The sequence below is a fragment of the Flavobacterium sp. HJ-32-4 genome (assembly GCF_022532105.1).
GTDB lineage: Bacteria > Bacteroidota > Bacteroidia > Flavobacteriales > Flavobacteriaceae > Flavobacterium.
Genome location: NZ_CP092832.1, coordinates 3,360,581 through 3,380,483, shown reverse-complemented (window position 1 = coordinate 3,380,483; position 19,903 = coordinate 3,360,581). Strand labels below are relative to the sequence as shown.

At 52.0% G+C, this 19,903-nt stretch carries 16 protein-coding genes and 1 pseudogene; 9 read left to right on the top strand and 8 right to left on the bottom strand.

All coding sequences use genetic code 11. From position 1 onward, the window contains the following. Positions 1–31 precede the first annotated feature (31 nt). Positions 32–664: a DEAD/DEAH box helicase gene (locus tag MKO97_RS14505; RefSeq protein WP_241103922.1), complete on the top strand. Its 633-nt coding sequence runs from the start codon at positions 32–34 to the stop codon at positions 662–664. Here the strand turns inward: MKO97_RS14505 and MKO97_RS14500 are convergent. Both MKO97_RS14500 and MKO97_RS14495 read right to left on the bottom strand, forming a co-directional pair. Further along, positions 655–1,899, bottom strand: a complete 1,245-nt coding sequence (locus MKO97_RS14500; RefSeq protein ID WP_241105541.1) for an MFS transporter — start codon at positions 1,897–1,899, stop codon at positions 655–657. The genes MKO97_RS14505 and MKO97_RS14500 overlap by 10 nt on opposite strands. 76 nt (positions 1,900–1,975) lie before the next feature. Next, the gene (locus MKO97_RS14495; protein WP_241105540.1) at positions 1,976–2,332 is read right to left on the bottom strand and encodes an NUDIX domain-containing protein; all 357 of its coding nucleotides are present in this window, start codon (positions 2,330–2,332) and stop codon (positions 1,976–1,978) included. A 201-nt stretch (positions 2,333–2,533) separates the two neighbouring features. Here MKO97_RS14495 and MKO97_RS14490 point away from each other — a divergent pair, with 201 nt between their 5' ends. From MKO97_RS14490 to MKO97_RS14480, 3 genes and pseudogenes are all read left to right on the top strand, one after another. Then, the gene (locus MKO97_RS14490; protein ID WP_241103921.1) at positions 2,534–2,887 is read left to right on the top strand and encodes a nucleotidyltransferase family protein; all 354 of its coding nucleotides are present in this window, start codon (positions 2,534–2,536) and stop codon (positions 2,885–2,887) included. Then, the gene (locus tag MKO97_RS14485) at positions 2,856–3,188 is read left to right on the top strand and encodes a DUF86 domain-containing protein (RefSeq protein WP_241103920.1); all 333 of its coding nucleotides are present in this window, start codon (positions 2,856–2,858) and stop codon (positions 3,186–3,188) included. The genes MKO97_RS14490 and MKO97_RS14485 overlap by 32 nt, the downstream gene beginning before the upstream one ends. 142 nt (positions 3,189–3,330) lie before the next feature. Then, positions 3,331–4,969: pseudogene (locus tag MKO97_RS14480) on the top strand (ABC-F family ATP-binding cassette domain-containing protein). A gap of 33 nt (positions 4,970–5,002) precedes the next feature. On the opposite strand, the gene MKO97_RS14475 reads toward MKO97_RS14480, so the two are convergent. From MKO97_RS14475 to MKO97_RS14460, 4 genes are all read right to left on the bottom strand, one after another. Next, a complete protein-coding gene (locus MKO97_RS14475; protein WP_241103919.1) occupies positions 5,003–7,726 on the bottom strand; it encodes a VWA domain-containing protein in 2,724 nt (907 codons plus the stop codon). A 1-nt stretch (position 7,727) separates the two neighbouring features. After that, positions 7,728–8,261, bottom strand: a complete 534-nt coding sequence (locus MKO97_RS14470; RefSeq protein WP_241103918.1) for an RNA polymerase sigma factor — start codon at positions 8,259–8,261, stop codon at positions 7,728–7,730. A gap of 71 nt (positions 8,262–8,332) precedes the next feature. After that, complete coding sequence (locus tag MKO97_RS14465; RefSeq protein WP_241103917.1) at positions 8,333–9,142, bottom strand: hypothetical protein; 810 nt, start codon at positions 9,140–9,142, stop codon at positions 8,333–8,335. 67 nt (positions 9,143–9,209) lie between these two features. Next, positions 9,210–9,776 (bottom strand): hypothetical protein, encoded by a 567-nt coding sequence (locus MKO97_RS14460; protein ID WP_241103916.1) that lies wholly within the window; start codon positions 9,774–9,776, stop codon positions 9,210–9,212. 163 nt (positions 9,777–9,939) lie between these two features. Between MKO97_RS14460 and MKO97_RS14455 the strand changes: the two genes are divergently transcribed. Together MKO97_RS14455 and MKO97_RS14450 are read left to right on the top strand one after the other, a co-directional pair. After that, entirely contained in the window at positions 9,940–11,334 is a 1,395-nt protein-coding gene (locus tag MKO97_RS14455; protein ID WP_241103915.1) for an MATE family efflux transporter, read from the top strand. Next, complete coding sequence (locus MKO97_RS14450; protein ID WP_241103914.1) at positions 11,321–11,551, top strand: hypothetical protein; 231 nt, start codon at positions 11,321–11,323, stop codon at positions 11,549–11,551. Before MKO97_RS14455 ends, MKO97_RS14450 begins: the two co-directional genes overlap by 14 nt. Here the strand turns inward: MKO97_RS14450 and meaB are convergent. Next, on the bottom strand, positions 11,539–12,630 hold the full coding sequence (gene meaB, locus MKO97_RS14445) for a methylmalonyl Co-A mutase-associated GTPase MeaB (RefSeq protein ID WP_241103913.1): 1,092 nt from the start codon (positions 12,628–12,630) through the stop codon (positions 11,539–11,541). The genes MKO97_RS14450 and meaB overlap by 13 nt on opposite strands. Positions 12,631–12,705: 75 nt before the next feature. On the opposite strand from meaB, the gene MKO97_RS14440 reads away from it, so the two are divergent. From MKO97_RS14440 to MKO97_RS14430, 3 genes are all read left to right on the top strand, one after another. Further along, positions 12,706–13,617, top strand: a complete 912-nt coding sequence (locus tag MKO97_RS14440; RefSeq protein WP_241103912.1) for an AEC family transporter — start codon at positions 12,706–12,708, stop codon at positions 13,615–13,617. 42 nt (positions 13,618–13,659) lie between these two features. Next, complete coding sequence (locus MKO97_RS14435; protein WP_241103911.1) at positions 13,660–15,072, top strand: FAD-binding oxidoreductase; 1,413 nt, start codon at positions 13,660–13,662, stop codon at positions 15,070–15,072. A 77-nt stretch (positions 15,073–15,149) separates the two neighbouring features. Beyond that, positions 15,150–15,626, top strand: a complete 477-nt coding sequence (locus MKO97_RS14430) for an outer membrane beta-barrel protein (protein WP_241103910.1) — start codon at positions 15,150–15,152, stop codon at positions 15,624–15,626. Positions 15,627–16,493: 867 nt separating this feature from the next. Here MKO97_RS14430 and secA read toward each other — a convergent pair. Next, the gene (secA, locus tag MKO97_RS14425; RefSeq protein WP_241103909.1) at positions 16,494–19,853 is read right to left on the bottom strand and encodes a preprotein translocase subunit SecA; all 3,360 of its coding nucleotides are present in this window, start codon (positions 19,851–19,853) and stop codon (positions 16,494–16,496) included. Positions 19,854–19,903 lie beyond the last annotated feature (50 nt).

Below are 19,903 nucleotides of genomic sequence, written 5' to 3'. Positions count from 1 at the left end.
CCTCACTCCTCACCCCTCACCTCTCACCATCATGCAGCTCAAGAAAATTAACCCCCTCTTACAACAAGGCCTGATCGAAGCCGGATTCACCGACGCCAATGACCTGCAGGCAGGCACGTTCACAGCCATTAAAAGCGGCGTGGATGTTGTGGTGCAATCGGGTCCGGGAACGGGTAAGACCACCACGATGGTATTGAATATCCTGCAAAAGTTGGGTAAACCCGAAGGCGAAAGCACGCGTGCCTTGGTGTTTGTAGCCGATCGCGATGCCGTGACCGAAACCGTAGCGCTTTTCGAAAAACTGGGGCAGTATATGGGGCTGCGGATATATGGCGTACATGAAAAAGGCGATACCGACTATGATAAAAACCTTATTTCGCTCGGACTCGACATTCTTGTTGGTACGCCGGTCAAGCTGAGCGCCCTTTTCTCGACCGCGGGCTTCAACCTGAATACGGTGCGGGTTTTTGCCGTAGACGATGCCGATGTCCTCTTCCGAAACCGACAGGATGCAGCGATTGCGCGTTTATCGGCCAGCGCCGAACGCACCCAACGCCTGTTTTACTGCTCGGAGATTACCGAAAAAGTGGAGATAATGGCCGAAAAATGGATGATTGAGCCGCTCTTCTTCGAAGCTGACGACGACGCATCCGATCAGGACTGAGACGCCCGGAACATCGGCAACTTCGACACCATCAGCGTAATGAAGAAACCGAAGGTGCCAATAATGGCGAACGACCATTTCAGGCCAAACGCTTCCGCGATATACCCGATAAAAGGAGGTCCTAACAAAAATCCGAGGAAGCTGACGCTCGAAACGGCTGTGAGTGCCTCGCCGGGCGGGATCTTGCCATTTTTGCCGGCCAGGCTATAAACCGATGGTACAACCGTCGCGACCCCGAGTCCGACCACCATAAAGGCAATCACACACGGAACCAGGTACGGAAAAGCCACTGCGCTCAACAATCCGATCGAAATGGCGCAGCCGCTGACCTGCAAGACGGCTTTCCGGCCAAAACGGGCTACGGCAAAATCACTGAGAAAACGACCGGTAGCCATCATGACCATAAAAGACGTATAGCCCAAGGCAGCTAAGGCTCCGGGTGCTTTTACGATCTTTCGGAAATAGACGCCGCTCCAATCAAACATTACCCCTTCGCTGGCCATACAGCAGAAGCCGATTAACCCCAGCCACAGCAGCGGAGCAGGAGGGAAGGAAAAGCGGGAACGGACTTCGGCATCCTCTAATTCAGCCGGGTTCGCCTTTTTGGTACGTACCAAAAACGAATGATTGAATAGGATCAGGAACAACACAATGGCACCCGAATAGAGAAAATGCTCGAACGGGTCAACCTCAAGTCCCATCATCAGGAGGCCAAATAGTGCGCCGCAGAAACCGGCAAGACTCCACGACCCGTGAAAGGATCCCATAATGGTCTTACCATACAATTCCTCGGCATAGACACCCTGAGTATTCACGGCAATATTGCTGAAATTTCCGCCTAATCCAAAGAAGAAAAGCGCTAGTGCCAACTGCCAAGTGGTGGTGGCAAAGCCAATACTGCAAAGGGCCACCGCATAAAAACACAGGGCCGCCATAACGACGGCCTTACTTCCATAGCGCGTAACGGTCTTACCCGAAAAAGGCATCGCCACCAATTGCCCCATGGGAAGCGCGAACAATAATGTACCCAGCTCGCCCTCTGAAAGACCGAGGGTCTGTTTGATATCGGGAATACGGCTCGCCCAACTGGCAAAACAGAATCCCATCCCGAAATAGAAGAGCGAAACCGCAATCCGTACCCGACGCAGATACGACCGGCGCGCGTGCCGGAACTGTTTTTTGAAACGCCCTTTGGGCAGGATATTGCGAAGGAAACTGTAGTCGATAAGGGGCATGGTCAAATATAACAAATTGATTGTTAACGTTTCATGAAGTGTGGATAACTCGCGAACTGCAATCGTTTTCGGTTAATTACTTTTGAGGAGACGTCTTTAGTAACGCCTGTAATGCATCGAGGGAGGCCATTTGTCCGGCATGCAATTTGAGTTGTGCTTCTTCCGCCGTCACCCATGTCGCCTGATCGACTTCAGGAACGCTAATCAGGCGTCCGGAGCGGGGTGGCCATTCCATTTCGAAAGTGTTGCTGTGAAGGGAGCCGGTGTCAAAATCGTGCTCAATCGCCCAAATGGAAAGCCACTTTCCAGATGGCATCCGAAGCGGGGGTAATGTGATGAAATCGCCGGATATCCTTTGTCCGGTTTCTTCTTCGAATTCGCGTAGGGCCGCGGCATGTCCGTCCTCGTCTCCTTCTACTTCTCCTTTCGGGATCGATCACGCGCCCGCGTCCTTGTTTTTCCAAAAGGGTCCGCCCGGATGCACCAGCAGGTAACGGATGGCATCCGCATCCCTTCGAAATAAAAGCAGGCCGGCCGAACGTCGCATTTTTGTGGAGTTAGGTGGAACTCTCGGGAATTGTTAGTTTAAAGATAACGTAAACCGATATTTCGTCAATCGGTTACTACCCCAAAAATGACTATCTTAGCCTTTGTGAATGTAAGAGAAGCGATATCGGCTAACCAAAGTGAGTTTCTGTCTTTATGCAAGACGCATGAAGTAAAGGAGTTATATGCCTTCGGTTCATCTGTTTCCGGTCGATTCAACGATGCGTCCAGCGATATTGATCTATTGGTCGAACTAACGACCCAAGATCCACTTCAAAGGGGCGAGTATCTCACCGACTTATGGGAAAAGTTCGAGTCGTTTTTCCAACGCAGAGTGGATTTGCTGACAAACGCTTCCATTCGGAATCCCATACTCCGAAACAGTATTGATACATCAAAAGTACTTATCTATGACGGAAAAAAGCAGAAAGTATCTATTTGATGTTCTTCTTGCTATTGAGTTGATAGAAGAGTTTACAATTGGAGTAAGTGACTTTTCTGTCTACGATTCCGACCGGAAGACGCAAAGTGCTGTGGAACGGCAACTCGCCATCATAGGCGAAGCATTGAACCAGTGTCAAAAACTACAGCCCGACCTACGAATCGAACACGACAAGCAGATAATCGCATTCCGGAATAGATTGGTACACGCGTATGACAGCCTCGACAACTCGATGGTTTGGCTAATTCTGAAACGACATATCGAACCACTGAAAGCAGAGATAAACCTCCTTTTAAGATAGGCCTCTTCGATAGCTTGTCTAAAGCATACAGTTCGCCAATAGCGTAACGAAAACTTCGAGGTCTGGCAACAACCTAATTTCCCGGTTCCTGCGCTCTCAATCTCCCCAACTTCTTCCTACCTTTGCGCGCTCAAACCACATCATGATTACCGTAAACGACCTTTCCGTACAGTTCGGCGGCACCACACTTTTCAGTGACGTCACTTTTTCCATCAACGAAAACGATAAGATTGCCCTCATGGGGAAGAACGGCGCGGGCAAATCGACGCTCCTGAAGCTCATTGCCGGTGTCAACAAACCGACCACCGGAAACATATCAGCCCCGAAAGAAGCCGTCATCGCCTACCTGCCGCAGCACCTGCTCACGCAAGACAACGCCACCGTGTTTGAGGAAGCGTCGAAAGCATTCGCCACCATTTTCAAAATGAAGGCCGAAATCGACCATATCAACGAACAGTTGACCATCCGCACCGATTACGAAAGCGATGACTATATGAAACTCATCGAGAAGGTGTCGGAACTAAGCGAGAAATTCTACTCGATCGAAGAGGTAAATTATGAAGCGGAAGTAGAGAAAGTGCTGAAAGGACTTGGCTTCCTTCGCGAAGATTTCACGCGTCCGACGTCTGAGTTCTCCGGCGGTTGGCGCATGAGGATCGAGTTGGCGAAGATCCTCCTGCAACAACCCGACCTGATCCTGCTGGATGAGCCCACCAACCACATGGACATCGAGTCGATACAATGGTTGGAAGACTTCCTCGTCAATTCCGCCAAAGCCGTTATTGTGATCTCCCACGACCGTGCCTTTGTCGACAATATCACCAACCGCACGATTGAGGTCACCATGGGCCGGATCTATGATTACCGTGCCAAATACTCGCATTACCTCGAACTCCGGAAAGAGCGTCGGGCACACCAGATGAAGGCCTACGAAGAGCAACAGAAGATGATTGCCGAAACGACTGAGTTCATCGAGCGCTTCAAAGGCACCTACTCCAAAACCCTTCAGGTGCAGTCGCGTGTGAAGATGCTCGAAAAACTAGAACTGGTAGAAGTAGATGAGGTCGACAATTCTGCGTTACGCCTGAAGTTTCCGCCCTCACCACGCTCGGGGCAGTATCCGGTTATTGTAACGGATGTGATGAAGCGCTATGGCGACCACGTCGTATTTCGCGAGGCTAACCTCGTCATTGAACGCGGCCAGAAAGTGGCGTTTGTGGGAAAGAATGGGGAAGGAAAGTCGACCATGATCAAAGCGATCATGAATGAGATCCAACCGGATGCCGGAAAGGTGGAGGTCGGCCACAACGCCCAGATTGGGTACTTCGCCCAAAACCAGGCGTCGCTGCTTGACGGTGACCTGACCGTATTCGAAACCATCGACCGGATCGCGGTAGGTGACATCCGTACGCAGATCAAAAACCTCCTCGGCGCGTTCATGTTCGGAGGCGACGACATCCAGAAGAAAGTAAAGGTCTTGTCAGGCGGCGAAAAAAACACGTCTCGCCATGATCAAACTCCTGCTCGAACCGGTGAATGTCCTCATTCTTGACGAACCGACGAACCACCTCGACATGAAAACGAAGGACATCATCAAGGATGCCCTTCGCGATTTCGACGGAACGCTCATCCTGGTGTCGCACGACCGTGATTTCCTTGACGGACTCGCGACTAAGGTGTTCGAATTCGGCAACAAACGCGTGAAAGAACATTTCGAAGACATCAAAGGCTTCCTCGCCCTCAAGAAGATGGAGAGCCTGAAGGAAATCGAGAAGGCATAATCCATTTGGCCGTTTTCAGACGCATCGCAACTGCTACTGCGCCAGTTCCACCAAACGTACAAACTCAGCCCGGTAACCATCCGGATCCGGGGTCAGTGCCCCGCGTGCCAGCGCCTCGATATCGTCCTGCGATTTATTCTCGATGAATTGGGAATCCCGGAGTTTTAATCCAAACCATGCCACCGCCGCAGCAAAGCGGAAATCGTCTGTCGAGCGATCCAACGGTACCGGCGTGTCGCTGATTGGGACCGCTAACTCGCGACTTTTGTTTCCGTTGGGTTGTTTGTACCGGAATTTCACCGTCGCCAGTTCCGAGCCGCCGTCATAGGTGGTTTTGGTATATTTCAACGGAATGTCTCCATCAAAGAACGTACTCTCAACGCCCGGTGGAATGATCTCATAGAAGGCGGTCACCGTTTGGCCGTTGCCCAATTCTCCGGCATCGATGGCATCATTTCGGAAGTCTTCGTCCCGCAATTTGCGTGTTTCATATCCGATGAGGCGATAGGCATTGACATGGGTCGGGTTGAACTCCACCTGAAGTTTTACGTCTTTGGCGACCGCGTACATAGTGCCTGTGAACTCTTTTCCAAGGAAGCGGTTGGCCTCCTGTAAATTGTCGATATACGCGTGGTTGCCGTTTCCTTTCTGGGCCAGCACCTGCATTTTGGCATCCTTGTAATTACCCATGCCAAAGCCGAGGCAGGTCAGGAAAACCCCCGATTGCCGTTTTTCTTCAATGAGTTCTTCCATGTCCTGGTCGGAGGACGGACCCACGTTGAAATCACCATCCGTTGCCAGGATCACCCGGTTGTTTCCACCTTTGATGAAATGTTCGGAGGCAATGTCATAGGCAAGCTCGATACCCTGTCCTCCCGCGGTACTACCCCCAGTCGACAACTTGTTCAGTGCGTTGAGGATGGTATCTTTTTCGTCGCCCGGAGTAGACGGCAGCACCACACCCGCCGCACCGGCATACACCACAATCGCCACCCGGTCCTGGTGCCGCAGTCGGTTTACAAGCACCTTGAACGATTCCTTCAACAACGGCAGTTTATCAGGGCTGTCCATCGAGCCTGATACATCAATCAGGAACACAAGGTTCGAAGCCGGTAGTCGATCACTTGGCAGGGAAGCGGCCTGGAGACCGATACGCAGCAGCTTGTGGCGGCTGTTCCACGGGCAATCGGCGTATTCGGCATGCACCGCCAACGGATCCTTTGTGACCGGTGGGGCATACTGGTAGTCAAAGAAGTTCACCATTTCTTCGATCCGCACCGCGTCAGGCGGCACAGCCTGCCCCTGGTTGATAAAACGGCGGACATTGGTGTAGGCGGCATTATCAACATCAATCGAGAAAGTAGAAAGCGGGTGGTTGCGGGCGCTTTCAAAGGGGTTTTCGATTAAGGGTGGATATTCCTCCTGCGTGTCGCGCTGCTTTTGTTGTAATTCGCGAAGCCACTTCCGGACTTCCCGTTTCGATTTTTTATCGCCGTTGTAGGTGACACTCTCGATCATGATGACGCCGTTTTCTGCTTTTTTCCCATATACTTTTAAGGCCTCATCACGGTTCATTGCTTCTACATCGTCGATATCATCAGAGGTCAGGACTTTTAGTTTCTCAGGCGACACAGGAACACCGTCGAGCAGGTAAAGCGGCGCGCCGCGTTTGTCGCTGCTCAAGGCCCGTTGCCATAGCACTGCGTGAGCTTCGTTAAGGGTGTCAGCTGCTGTTTTTTCCTTTAGGATTTTTACGAGTAGCGTGTTGGCATTGGACGTAACCTGCGCCGTCTTCCGGTTTTTACGACTGCGTTTTTTCGCCGCTTTCCGCTCTACGTAGGAGCTTGATACGGTTACCGTACTCGCTGCCAAACTCTTTTTTGTACGGGTAATGTTGTAACCTTGCACCATCACAGCTTCCAGTAACTTGGCGGAGGCCTTTAGCGAGATAGAAAGAAAGTCTTTTGGCTTCCCCAATGTGATACGTTGTGTGTCCAACCCAATAAAGCTAAAGACCAAGCGTTCGCCTTTTTTCGCCTTGATTGTAAACTTGCCGTCTAAATCAGTCTGTGTGCCGCGATTGGTACCTTGTACGACGATTGATACGCCCGGCAATGGTAGCCCGGAATCATCGTTAACCACACCTGAATAGGTGTCACCTGAAGTCCCTTCAACCAGGTCCAATACGCGTTTTTCACCCATCACCGCTTGCTGTGTCGAGTCGACCGTAACGGGAAAGCGGTTGGCTGTCATCGAAGGTGTCGACAGGCTACTGGCGGAATTCGACAGGAACGGCGTCATGTCTTTGGTAACGGCCTTCTCTTTGGCTAGTGCCGGTTCATCTGCTGCGGCTATTTCCGTATTCGTGTCGGATTCAGACTGAGGCGCATACACTTCAGCGTCCGTGGCGTGTTGCGGCGCCAGTGTTGACGGAGGCGTTACCGGTGCAGAAGGAACGGGTGCTTCGGAAGAAGGCGCTTTAGGGGCAGGTTCTTCCACTACCGGCTGTGTTGATGCCGGACTGGGGTAACGGGGCATCGGCCGTGTATCGACAAACTCATAGGCGATAACGCCACAAAGTAGGATGGAGGCCGCTACCACCAGGCGTTTCCACCAGATGACCGGACGCTTCCGTTCGGTTCCGTCTAATTTTTCCGTTACCCGGTTCCAGACGTTTTCCATGGCCGGGAAATCCTGCGTTTCCGCTTTTCGTGCGGCTTCGCGTAGTTTCGTTTCAAAAATATCCTGCTGTTCCATGTTACTTCGCTTGTTTGTAATAGAGTCCACCCACCAGGTCTTTCAGCTTGGTGCGGGCGGCGTTCAATTGGGATTTGGAGGTGCCTTCGGTAATGTCAAGTAGGGCCGCAATCTCTTTATGGCCATAGCCTTCGATGGCATACAGGCTGAAAACGGTGCGGCACCCTGCCGGAAGTTTGGTAAGCAATTGCAGCAAATCATCTTCTTCGAGGTCGGTGGCGGCATCCGTCACAGGTTGCAGTGACGCTTTCATGTCATCAACATAGAGGTTGAAGTTGACGCTTTTCCGCAAGTACCGCAGGCATTCGTTGATGGCGATGCGTCGGGCCCAGCCTTCAAAAGCGGCGTTTTCCTTGAGTTGGTCGATTTTGGTGAAGATGATGTAGAACGAGTCGGCCAATGCTTCCTCGATTTCCTCTTCCTTTTTCAGGTAGCGTCGGCAGGTATGGTAGAGCCGCGGCGCCAGCCGTTCATAGACCAGCCGTTGCGCGTCGCGTTGCCCCTTCCTGCAGCCATTGACGAGTTGTTCCTCCATTTTGTGGATGTTTACAGACTAAGAGAAGTCGTAACCGGAAATGGTTGGGAAGGTACGTAAAAAAAATGCGGTCAGGTCGAAATGACCAGGCGGTAGAGGGTGGTGAAGGGAGCGGCAACATCCGCGTCTTCGCAGAGTAGGAATGACAGTCCGTTCGACGTCCGCGCTTCAAAGGTAAGTCCCTCGAATTTGTGTTTCCCCGGCAGGACGCCCAGCACAGCCGTAGCGCCCGTGTCGGGATTCCAGGTGCCGATCAGGCTTCCTGTCACTTCCCCATCATAGTAGGTCGAGTCGGATGCTTCGGCTGCCGCCAGGAAGTAGAGGGTGTCGTCTACCAGGGTCGCATCCGTAAAGGTAGCCGCCGTTCCGTCAATGGAAGGAAGGGCTATGGGGTGATACGAAAGCGTCGATCCGGAAACCGAAAAAATCCCATTGTGTCCGCCTGCGCCATTTCCCCTTTGAAAAAAATACAGGCTATTTCCCTTCGACACGACACCTTCGATATTGAACGCGTCGGGGTCGATACGCGAAACTGCCTGCATCCGTGCATACAAAGGCGTCAAATCTTCATGTTCCACCGTATGACGATTGGGGTCGACGATTGCCTTCGTTTGTCGATTGGGCCGTGATCCGGATCCATACACCTCAAGTTGCCCGTTGCGCATCAATAAGGCCTCGAAGTCGGGTTTGTGCTTTTTCCTGATCTCAGCTTCCGGCTTTGCTGCCAGCGGTATCTGAACCATCTCCTTCCCATCCAGGGAATAGGCATAGAGGAAGGTGGCATTGTCTGAGATGAGGTAGATCCAGCCGTTCGCCAGACAGAGTCCGGATGCGGCGCCGACCCCGGGTAAACGACGAAAGGCTTCGAGCGTGAGTTGCATAGCACAAAGTAAAAAAAATACCCCCGATTAACGGAGGTATTTTCGTGGATATATAGAGAGGGTTACGTTACAGTTTAAACCCGTAGGCCAGTCGCAAGGCCAAAAAGCCTACACCTTTTTCGCCGGGCCCGGTTTCCCAGTTAGGGAAATACTCGTAGCGGGCGCTCAGGTCGATCGAACGGGTGGCATAACCGATACCGGGTGCCAACAATACCGAGGACTGGCTGTTGTCGCTAGTGACATCGAAGGCACCACCCACTTCGCCGAGGAGGTACAGCTCTTCTCCGACGACAAAGCCTTTAAAGCCTAGTTTTACGGGAATGAATCCGAGGTCTTCCGCGCCGGCATCCTCAAACTCGCTCTTCACGAAAAAGTGGGTGTAACCGGTAGTAAGGGTAAACGACGTGAACTTCGTAAGGTCGTACTGAAGTCGGGCGTCCCCGCCGAGTCCCCATGAGAACGGATCGTCGAAAACAGGTCCGGCGCTGATGCCAAATCCGAGACGGAAGCCGCTGTCATAATTCTCGGCTGCCTCTGGTAGGGTGCCACCCGGAGTCTGGGCGTGGAGTGACACACTTGAAAGTAGGGAAAAGGTAAGGGCAAAAAGGGCGAAAAAAGGGGTGGTCTTTTTCATAATAGGTATGTTAGGGATCATGTGTTTTGTGCGTCCTTTTCCTCATAAGGACAGTGACAAAGTTAGTATCGTGATATTCGTTCGATTTATAGAATTTCGATACCGTGTTATAAAATTCGCAAACACGGGGCTTCTCCGTACCTTTGCCGCCAAATTAGCCACCGTGTTATCCTCCTATACCAAAGAATTCGCATATAATGTACGCCTAGCCTATCCCGTTGTATTGGGAATGGTGGGGCATACGCTGATCAATATCGTCGATAATATTATGGTTGGAAAGCTGGGCGCGACAGAACTCGCCGCCGTCTCTTTGGGCAACAGCATGATTTTCGTGGCGATGTCGATTGGTATCGGATTTTCTACCGCGCTCACGCCGATGATTGCCCAGGCGGATGCGGAGAAAGACAAAGAAGGGGTGGCCTCGGCGTTCCGTCATGGGTATTTCCTTTGTGCCGTATTGGGACTGTCGCTCTTCCTTTTGGTACTACTGGCGAAACCATTGATGGTGTACCTGCACCAACCGCCGGAAGTCATCGCGCTGGCCAAGCCTTTCGTCGACTGGGCGGCCCTTTCGTTGGTACCGCTGGTATTGTATCAGGCGTATAAACAATTCGCCGACGGACTCTTCATGACAAAGTACTCAATGTATGCCATCGTTATGGCGAATGTGGTGCACGTACTCCTGAATTACCTCCTTATTTATGGTATCTGGATTTTTCCGAAGATGGGCATCGTCGGCGCCGGACTCGGGACGGTTATTTCCCGCACGCTGATGGTGATTTTCATGCATATGATCTTGGCGCGGAAGGAGATATTGAAACCGTATTTCGCAGCCCTGCGGTTTACCGACTTGAAGAAAGACGTGTTGTCGAAGATTTGTTCGTTGGGTATCCCGTCGGCGCTTCAGATGCTGTTCGAAGTGGTCTTGTTTACAGCGGCCATCTGGCTCAGTGGAAACCTTGGTCCGAAAAGCCAGGCGGCAAACCAGATTGCGTTGAGTTTGGCGTCGCTTACGTTCATGTTCGCCATGGGACTCAGCGTCGTGTCGATGATCCGCGTCAGCCAACAGCGTGGGTTGGGCGATATCCCGAACCTCGTCCGGATTGCACGTTCGGTGTTCCTGCTCGTCATTGTAATCGAGATCGTATTTGCGATTTTATTCTGTCTCTTTTATAAAGAACTGCCGTATCTCTTCCTCAATATGGAAAACACCCTGCAATTGGCGGATAACTCAGAGGTAATTGCGATTGCATCGGAGTTGTTGCTCGTTGCGGCCCTCTTCCAGATCGTCGACGGCGTGCAGGTCGTGGTGTTGGGCGCGCTTCGCGGTATGCAGGATGTAAAAGTGCCGATGTATATTACGTTTGTGGCCTACTGGATCATTGGTTTCCCGATTTCCTTCGTGCTCGGCGAGTATACCGAACTGCGTGCTACCGGCATCTGGATCGGCTTGCTGGCCGGACTCGCAGCGGCTGCATTATTTTTGTACCTTCGTTTTCACTATATCACATCCCGTGAGAAACGGGAGGTCACAACCCAAGCCCATGGAACTTCCTAAATTCGTACTCGCCGACAATACCGATTTCCCAGACGATATCTTCATTATCCATCTGGAATATCCGCGTTTCCTCATCAACCTGAAAAACGATGAAATCGAGTTTCTTGAAGAACTCGATGAAGAAGACGAGGAAGACGATATCCAATCCGAAATGGAGCGTTTGATCGAACAGGCGGGTGCTTTCTATGACCGCGAAATGGACCGTTACGAGGAGTGAGTCCCGAAGTAGGACGCCAGTAATTCCCGCGCCGCCCGAAAAGGTGTGGTCTGCCGGGTAAGTACGCCGGTTTCCATTGTCTCGATCAGTGCCTGCACTTTGGGATCTTCCGCGAAATGGCGGCCGAGTTCGGTGCGTATTGTTTCCCGCATCCAGAATAGGGCTTGTTCCCGTCGTCGGGCTTCAAAAAAACCGTTTTCAGTGGTGGTGGCTACATACCGTTCGATCATCGACCAGACGTCGGAGATACCGTCCTTTTTCAAGGCACTGCAGGTTGCGACTTCCGGTTGCCAGTCAGAATCCTTGCGGGGAAAGAGGTGCAGGGCGCGTACCAAGGTCGTCCGGGCCAGTTGCGCCTTCCGGACGTTGTCGCCATCCGCTTTGTTGATCAGGATGCCGTCGGCCATTTCCATAATCCCGCGTTTGATGCCCTGTAGTTCGTCGCCTGCCCCCGATAATTGCAGTAAAAGGAAGAAGTCGGTCATACCGTGCACGGCGGTTTCGCTTTGCCCGACGCCCACCGTTTCGATGATGATGACGTCGAAGCCCGCCGCTTCACATAGGATAACGGCCTCACGGGTTTTACGCGCCACGCCGCCCAGTGCTTCGCCGGATGCGGAGGGGCGGATGAAGGCATTCGGGTCTTTCACCAGTTCCTCCATGCGCGTTTTGTCGGCCAGGATGCTGCCATGTGACACCGTACTACTCGGATCCACCGCCAACACGGCTACTTTCTTGCCGATGGAGGTAAGATAGCTGCCAAAGGCTTCGATGAAGGTGCTTTTTCCGACTCCCGGTACGCCCGTGATGCCGATGCGAACCGAGCGGTCGGAGTGGGGGAGGCACAATTCAAGCAAACGGTCAGCGTCACTACGATGGGTTTCCTGTGTGCTTTCGACTAACGTAATGCCCCGGCTCAGCGCCGTTTTGTCGCCTTTGAGGATGGCCTGTGCCAATGCTTCCGGATGGGGGCGTGACCGTCGCAACTGCCGTATCGTACCCGCGGCATCCGGATTGACCGGTGCGGGTGGCAAAACGCCGTCAACTTCAGACAGCGCGGTTTTACGGTCGGGTTTCATACCGATAAAAGTAGCAAAAAACGCCCAATACGGGCGTCCGGCCTCCGACGGATTTCCTATTTTTGTGTGTACCGCATGGAAAACCTCTTGCTCATCTTTGCCTGTCTGTCTGCCGGAGTGCTCCTCCAGCGGATCAGGGAATTCCCTTCCGATGGCTATAAAGCGCTCAACCAGTATGTCATCCATGTGGCGTTACCCGGACTGGCTCTTTATTACATCCCCAAGATTGAATTGGGCGGAAACATCCTCTATCCATTGGGAATCGCCTGGATCGGCTACGTATTGTCGTTTGGTTTCTTTCTCTTTCTGGGCTATTGGTTCGCCTGGCCGCGGAAACTGACCGGATGTTTGATTCTCACCGCCGGACTCGGGAATACGTCGTTTGTTGGTTTCCCGATTATTGAAGCATTGTATGGCAGCGAGGGACTCAAAACCGCGGTTGTCGTCGACCAGGCCGGTACGTTTGTGGTGATGGCGACCCTTGGGACACTGACGGCTTCCTTTTTCTCGAACGAAAAACCCGATGTGGGTGCCATGGTGCGCAAAATTCTCACCTTTCCGCCTTTTGTTGCCTTCGTACTTGGCATGATAATGGGCGTCCTGAAATGGCAGGTACCCGCCTATGCCGATACGTTCTTCCTTCGGTTGTCGCAAACCGTGGCGCCAGTGGCACTGGTCGCGGTAGGCCTGCAACTGAAACTGGCGAAGCGCAACCAGTATTGGCGCTTTCTTTCGGTTGGGCTGCTGTTCAAACTGTTCCTTATGCCGCTTTTCTTTTTGCTGTTCTATCGCTATATACTCGCCTTTGACGGCGCTATGTCCGATGTCTGTGTTATGGAAGCCGCCATGGCACCGATGATTACCGGGGCGATATTGGCGTCCTCCTACGGACTCAAGCCACGGCTTTCCGGTATGATGGTCGGAGTGGGTATACCCTTGTCGCTCCTCACGTTGGTGCTCTGGCATTGGGTACTCGGAATGCTGTAAACAGTGCTTTTTGCAGACCCAAATAATCGCTATTTTTGAGGCATGCACACCTCGCTCTCCCCTGACGTTATCCAAAAACTCGAATCGATTGTAGGTCCTTCTTTCGTTTTCCTCGACGAGGAGACGCGAAAGCACTACGGTCACGATGAAACCGAAGATTATATCTTTCCGCCCTCGGTAGTGGTGAAGCCTTCGAATGCGGCCGAAATTTCCGGTATCATGCGGCTGGCTTCGGAGTTTCGCATACCGGTTGTGCCCATTGCCGGACGCACAGGGTTAAGTGGTGGTGCACTGGCCATTCGTGGCGGCATTGGCCTTTCAGTCGAGCGACTGAACCGGATTATCGCCATCGATGAGATGAACCTACAGGTTACAGTCGAGCCCGGCGTCATCACCCAGGTACTGCGCGAAGCCGTTGCTGAAAAAGGCCTTTTCTATCCGGTTGATCCGAGCAGTATGGGTAGTTGTACCATTGGCGGGAACGTAGCGGAGAATTCCGGAGGTGCAAGGGCTGTGAAATACGGTGTCACCAAAGACTACGTGCTCAACCTGGAAGTAGTGCTGCCCAACGGGGATATCATCCGCACTGGTGCTGACACCTTGAAGAACTCCACCGGCTACAACCTCACCCAACTCATGGTAGGAAGTGAGGGTACGCTGGGTATCCTGACCAAGATTGTCCTGAAACTGCTCCCACAAAACCGCCAAAATATCCTAATGCTGGTACCGTTTTACGAAGCACGCCAGGCGTGTGAAGCCGTTTCCGCCGTGTTTCGTGCGGGTATCGTACCCAGCGCACTTGAGTTTATGGAGCGCGACGCCATCGACTGGGCCATCCGGTACGTCGATGGCATCAGTGTTACCGTACCCGACGACATCCAGGCGCACCTTCTTATAGAGGTCGACGGGAATTATCCCGACGTGCTTTTCTCTGAAGCAGAGAAAATCATGGAAGTACTCGAGGTATTCCGCATAGGTGAAGTGCTTTTTGCCGACTCCGACGAACAGAAGAACGCCCTATGGCGCATGCGGCGCGGCGTAGCAGAAGCGGTGAAGGCGAATTCCATTTATAAGGAAGAAGATACGGTCGTTCCGCGTTACCGCCTTCCAGAATTGCTCGAAAGCGTCAAAGCCGCAGGGGCGAAATATGGCTTCTCTTCCGTTTGTTACGGCCACGCAGGCGACGGAAACCTGCACGTCAATATCATCAAGGGAACGATGTCGGATGAAAACTGGAAGACGGAAGTGCCGAAGGGAATCCGCGAGATCTTTGAAAGTACCGTAGCACTCGGTGGTACACTGTCAGGAGAGCACGGTATTGGCTTCGTGCAGAAGGGCTACATGGACATTGCCTTTCCCGAGCATCACCTCCATTTGATGAAAGGCATCAAGCAACTATTTGATCCACAAGGCATTTTAAATCCAGGAAAGATCCTTCCCGACCACCTATTGTAAAAATACGACATTTGTCGTATTGTCGGCCGACAGCCCGCCAAGTACTTTTACCATGATAACTAAACAAATCATTTATCATGAAAAAACTACTTTTTGCGGCTCTTCTCGTAGCCGGTTCTTTTTCGGTTTCCGCTCAGGAAACAAAATTTGGTGCAAAAGCTGGTGTTGACCTCGCATCGGTAAAAGTCGACCTCGGCCCACTGGGTGAAGTGTCGGAATCGTACACCGGCTTTTTCGCAGGCGCTTATGCCAACATCGGTATTTCCGAGTCCTTCTCGGTACAGCCCGAACTCCTTTATGTATCGCTTCCGGATGATTTCAGCTTCCTGAACATCCCGGTTATGGCGAAATTCAAATTCGACGACTTCAGTGTGTTCGCCGGACCTGACCTGAACTACTTCCTCAATGCCGATGAAGACCAGTTCAAAGTCAACGTAGGTGTAGGCGCGGGGTACCAGATCTCCGAAGACATCGACGTGTCGGCTAAATACTCAATGGGTATGGGCGACGTGAAAGTCAGCGGCATCTTCGTCGGAGTTGGCTACGGTTTCTAAAGAGTATTTTGTTTTAGTTTTGTATTAAGAGAGGGCCGTCTTCGCAAGGAGGCGGCTTTCTCTTTTTGTTTTTGGGCGTGCCGGCGCCCACTGCCCACTGCCTACTGCGACTGCCAACTGCCTACTAAAAAGGCGCCGTCGGGCCATCTGCTATAGCTTTTTGCCGGGCTTCGATTCCTTTTCCTGTTTTTCCCCTACTTCCGTTTCCAAAAGACGTTGGCGGTGGCAAAAAGGCTGCCGCGCCTGTCCCTCACGCGCGGTTCACGCCTGAAGCATGTTCATTCCCGGGAAACCCTTTCGATGTTCCACCGAAGTATCCTACGCCTAGTGTCCCGTGGCAGCGGGGTCTCTCGTGCGATCATTTTCTAAAAGGACCGATATCAGCAACTGGTTTTTGTTGGAGTAGGGCGCAAGGTATCCGGTAAAATGGCATTTTCATCACGCATACTCACTGCTCTAAGACATACGTGCTCCATATCGATTTTTAACAAAAGGTGCGGTTTTCCCGTACGACGGTGTCGCCGGGAATTCGTACTTTGTCCTTAGGGGAGGGGCGGATGCGTCCCTTACAAAACAATCCCGAAAGTTAGGTACGGGAAAACCGCATCTTTTGTTAAAATTTTCTTCTTTGATGCCTGGCAGTGATGGTGCTGAAGGATCGCACAGAGGCGTTTAATTTATTGCATTAATCCGTAAGGACTGGTTGGCCCGTGTACTCTTGCTTTCCGTTGCAAGACGTGATGTATTTCTCGCCGAGGATCAATATCGTAGAAAGCCGAAAGTGCATAATAGAAAAAAGCACCTCGAAAAGGCACTCCCCCGAAAGTAGTAGCAAAAAGAAACCCCGGAAGGTCCGGGGTTATTATGTTAGGCTTCGTTTACCAGCACCCATTCGCCAGTGGCTAACAGGCTTTCCGCCTTTTTGAATTTCATCGTTTCGGTCTTGCCGCTCATGACATGCTTGACCACCACGTTGTCGTTTCGGTTGATTTTCGGTGCCTCCCGTACAATCGTTTCCGTCACCTGCCGCGGTTGCGTTTGTCCGGCTTCGCGGTTCACTTCCGCTGCCTGGTCCAGATTCGGGATTTCATCTTTCGACGTCTTGTAGTTCTCTACCCGGCGTTCTTCGCGTGCCTCCCTGATTTCCGGTGCCTGCTGCTGTTGTGGTAAATCACCCTTGAACAGGAACGAGATTACTTCTTTGTTCACACCGTTCAGCATATTCGTAAACAACTCGAATGCTTCGAATTTATAGATGAGGAGCGGGTCTTTCTGTTCGTGCACCGCCAACTGTACGGACTGTTTCAGTTCGTCCATTTTGCGGAGGTGCTTCTTCCAGGCTTCGTCTACGATGGCCAGCGTGATGTTCTTTTCGAAATCGGCTACCAATTGTGCGCCGTGGGTATCATAGGCCTTCTTCAGGTCGGTGACAACATTTAGGGTTTTGATGCCGTCAGAAAATGGTACCACAATACGCTCAAAACGATCGCCCTGGTTCACGAACACATTCTCGATAATCGGGAAGGCTTCACGGGCATTACGCTCATTTTTCTCTGCGTAATACAGGGATGCCGCTTTATACACTTTGCCGGCCAATTCCATGTCAGACAGCTTGTCAAATTCCGATTCGGTTACCGGTGATGTGATCGAGAAGTAACGGATCAATTCGAATTCAAAGTTCCGGAAATCACGCTTCGCCTTGTTTTCACGGGCAATAAGTTCACACGTATCATAGATCATGTTCGCGATGTCCACTTTCAGGCGCTCTCCGTGCAAGGCGTGACGGCGACGCTTATAGATTACCTCCCGCTGTGCGTTCATCACGTCGTCGTATTCGAGAAGTCGTTTACGAACGCCGAAGTTGTTTTCCTCCACACGTTTCTGGGCGCGTTCGATTGACTTGGTCATCATCGAATGCTGGATGACTTCGCCTTCCTTGAGTCCCATTCGGTCCATGATCTTAGCTACCCGTTCAGAGCCGAAAAGACGCATCAGGCTGTCTTCCAGCGACACATAGAACTGCGAGGTTCCTGGGTCACCCTGACGACCGGCACGACCGCGCAACTGGCGGTCAACCCGACGCGAATCGTGGCGCTCTGTACCGATGATGGCCAATCCGCCCGCGGCTTTCACTTCCGGCGTCAGCTTGATGTCGGTACCCCGTCCGGCCATGTTCGTCGCAATCGTCACGACGCCTGGCTTACCGGCCTCTTCGACGATCTGCGCTTCCTGCTTGTGCATCTTCGCGTTCAACACATTGTGTTGTATACCACGCATTTTAAGCATACGGCTCAATAATTCCGATATCTCAACCGATGTCGTACCAATCAACACCGGACGTCCGGCGGCGGATAACTGTATGACGTCTTCGATAACTGCATTGAATTTCTCGCGCACCGAACGGTAGATCAGGTCGTGTTGGTCTTTACGTGAAATCGGGCGATTGGTCGGGATTTCAACGACGTCGAGTTTGTAGATTTCCCAGAATTCGCCCGCTTCTGTAACGGCAGTACCCGTCATACCGGCCAATTTGCGGTACATCCGGAAATAATTCTGGAGGGTAATCGTAGCGAAGGTCTGTGTGGCAGCCTCTACCTTTACGTTTTCTTTGGCTTCGATCGCCTGGTGGAGCCCGTCCGAATAGCGGCGGCCTTCCATAATACGACCGGTTTGCTCGTCGACGATCTTGATTTTGTTGTCGTCGATGACATATTCCACATCTTTTTCAAAGAGTGCATACGCTTTCAGCAACTGGGTAAGCGTATGGATACGCTCGCTCTTTACGCTGAAATCCTGGAATAGGCGTTCTTTTTCTTCGGCTTCCTTGTCTTTTGGAAGTTCCATTTTCTCAATCCGCGCGATTTCTGTTCCGATATCGGGTAATACGAAGAAACTTTCGTCCGATCCGCTGGCCAGTGCCTTGAAACCACGCTCGGTCAGTTCAACCTGGTTGTTTTTCTCCTCAATTACGAAGAACAACGCTTCGTCTACCTTCGGCATGTCGCGGTTGTTGTCCTGCATATACTGGTTCTCGGTCTTCTGCAGTATCTGTTTTACACCTTCCTCGCTGAGGAATTTGATCAACGCTTTGTTCTTAGGAAGTGCACGGTGGGCGCGCAACAGGTTGAAGCCGCCGTCTTTCGCATTTCCTTCCCGTATTAATTTCTTCGCTTCGGCGAGGAAGCCATTGGCAAGGGCGCGTTGTTGGTTGACGAGGTTCTCAATCGTCGGTTTCAGTTCAAGGAATTCGTGACGGTCTCCTTGTGGAACCGGACCTGAGATGATCAACGGTGTACGGGCGTCATCAATCAATACCGAGTCGACCTCATCCACGATTGCGTAGTTGTGGCGGCGTTGCACCAGTTCGCCTGGTGTATGCGCCATGTTGTCGCGTAGGTAATCGAAACCGAATTCGTTGTTGGTTCCGTAGGTGATATCCGCTTCGTAGGCCTTGCGACGACCTTCCGAGTTTGGTTGGTGGTTGTCGATACAGTCGACTGTGAGTCCGTGGAACTCAAACAACGGCGCTTTCCACGTGCTGTCCCGTTTGGCGAGGTAGTCGTTCACGGTCACCAGGTGCACGCCTTCGCCGGTCAGGGCGTTGAGGTAGAGTGGGAGGGTCGCCACGAGGGTCTTACCTTCACCCGTCTGCATTTCGGCAATTTTCCCCTGGTGCAATACGATACCACCAATCAACTGCACGTCGTAGTGGATCATATCCCACGTAATCGCCTTACCTGCGGCGTTCCATGAGTTGGCCCATACGGCATTGTCACCTTCGAGTGTGACATATTCTTTGGTCGACGACAGCTGACGGTCCATAGGAGTAGCGGTCACCGTAATAGTTGTATTTTCCTTGAACCGGCGCGCGGTTTCTTTCACCACAGCAAACGCTTCCGGAAGGATGTCAAGCAGCACTTTCTCGGATACGTCGTATGCTTCCTTCTCAAGCGCATCGATGTCGGCATAAACGTCTTCTTTTTTATCGATGTCGGCAATCGATTCGACTTCCGCACGCAACGCAGCGATTTTCTCATCCTGTGCCGCACGGGCCGCACGGATCCGTGATTTGAATTCCTCTGTCTTCGCGCGAAGTGCATCGTGTGACAATCCGGTAAGGGTCGGCTCGATTTCCTTTATCTTGGCGACAAAGGGCTGGATGGCTTTGACGTCCTTCTGCGACTTATCGCCTACGAAGGCTTTTAATATACTGTTTATGAAACTCATAAATACGGTGTTTCTGTTCGTGAAAAGTGTGCAAATTTAAGCAAAAAAAA

What these genes read in the sequence shown, in the direction of transcription:
- MKO97_RS14505 (WP_241103922.1), top strand. Translation starts at nt 32, where the DNA reads ATGCAGCTCAAGAAAATTAACCCCCTCTTACAACAAGGCCTGATCGAA.
- MKO97_RS14500 (WP_241105541.1), bottom strand. Translation starts at nt 1,899, where the DNA reads ATGCCCCTTATCGACTACAGTTTCCTTCGCAATATCCTGCCCAAAGGG.
- MKO97_RS14490 (WP_241103921.1), top strand. Translation starts at nt 2,534, where the DNA reads ATGACTATCTTAGCCTTTGTGAATGTAAGAGAAGCGATATCGGCTAAC.
- MKO97_RS14485 (WP_241103920.1), top strand. Translation starts at nt 2,856, where the DNA reads ATGACGGAAAAAAGCAGAAAGTATCTATTTGATGTTCTTCTTGCTATT.
- MKO97_RS14475 (WP_241103919.1), bottom strand. Translation starts at nt 7,726, where the DNA reads ATGGAACAGCAGGATATTTTTGAAACGAAACTACGCGAAGCCGCACGA.
- MKO97_RS14470 (WP_241103918.1), bottom strand. Translation starts at nt 8,261, where the DNA reads ATGGAGGAACAACTCGTCAATGGCTGCAGGAAGGGGCAACGCGACGCG.
- MKO97_RS14465 (WP_241103917.1), bottom strand. Translation starts at nt 9,142, where the DNA reads ATGCAACTCACGCTCGAAGCCTTTCGTCGTTTACCCGGGGTCGGCGCC.
- MKO97_RS14460 (WP_241103916.1), bottom strand. Translation starts at nt 9,776, where the DNA reads ATGAAAAAGACCACCCCTTTTTTCGCCCTTTTTGCCCTTACCTTTTCC.
- MKO97_RS14450 (WP_241103914.1), top strand. Translation starts at nt 11,321, where the DNA reads ATGGAACTTCCTAAATTCGTACTCGCCGACAATACCGATTTCCCAGAC.
- meaB (WP_241103913.1), bottom strand. Translation starts at nt 12,630, where the DNA reads ATGAAACCCGACCGTAAAACCGCGCTGTCTGAAGTTGACGGCGTTTTG.
- MKO97_RS14440 (WP_241103912.1), top strand. Translation starts at nt 12,706, where the DNA reads ATGGAAAACCTCTTGCTCATCTTTGCCTGTCTGTCTGCCGGAGTGCTC.
- MKO97_RS14435 (WP_241103911.1), top strand. Translation starts at nt 13,660, where the DNA reads ATGCACACCTCGCTCTCCCCTGACGTTATCCAAAAACTCGAATCGATT.
- MKO97_RS14430 (WP_241103910.1), top strand. Translation starts at nt 15,150, where the DNA reads ATGAAAAAACTACTTTTTGCGGCTCTTCTCGTAGCCGGTTCTTTTTCG.
- secA (WP_241103909.1), bottom strand. Translation starts at nt 19,853, where the DNA reads ATGAGTTTCATAAACAGTATATTAAAAGCCTTCGTAGGCGATAAGTCG.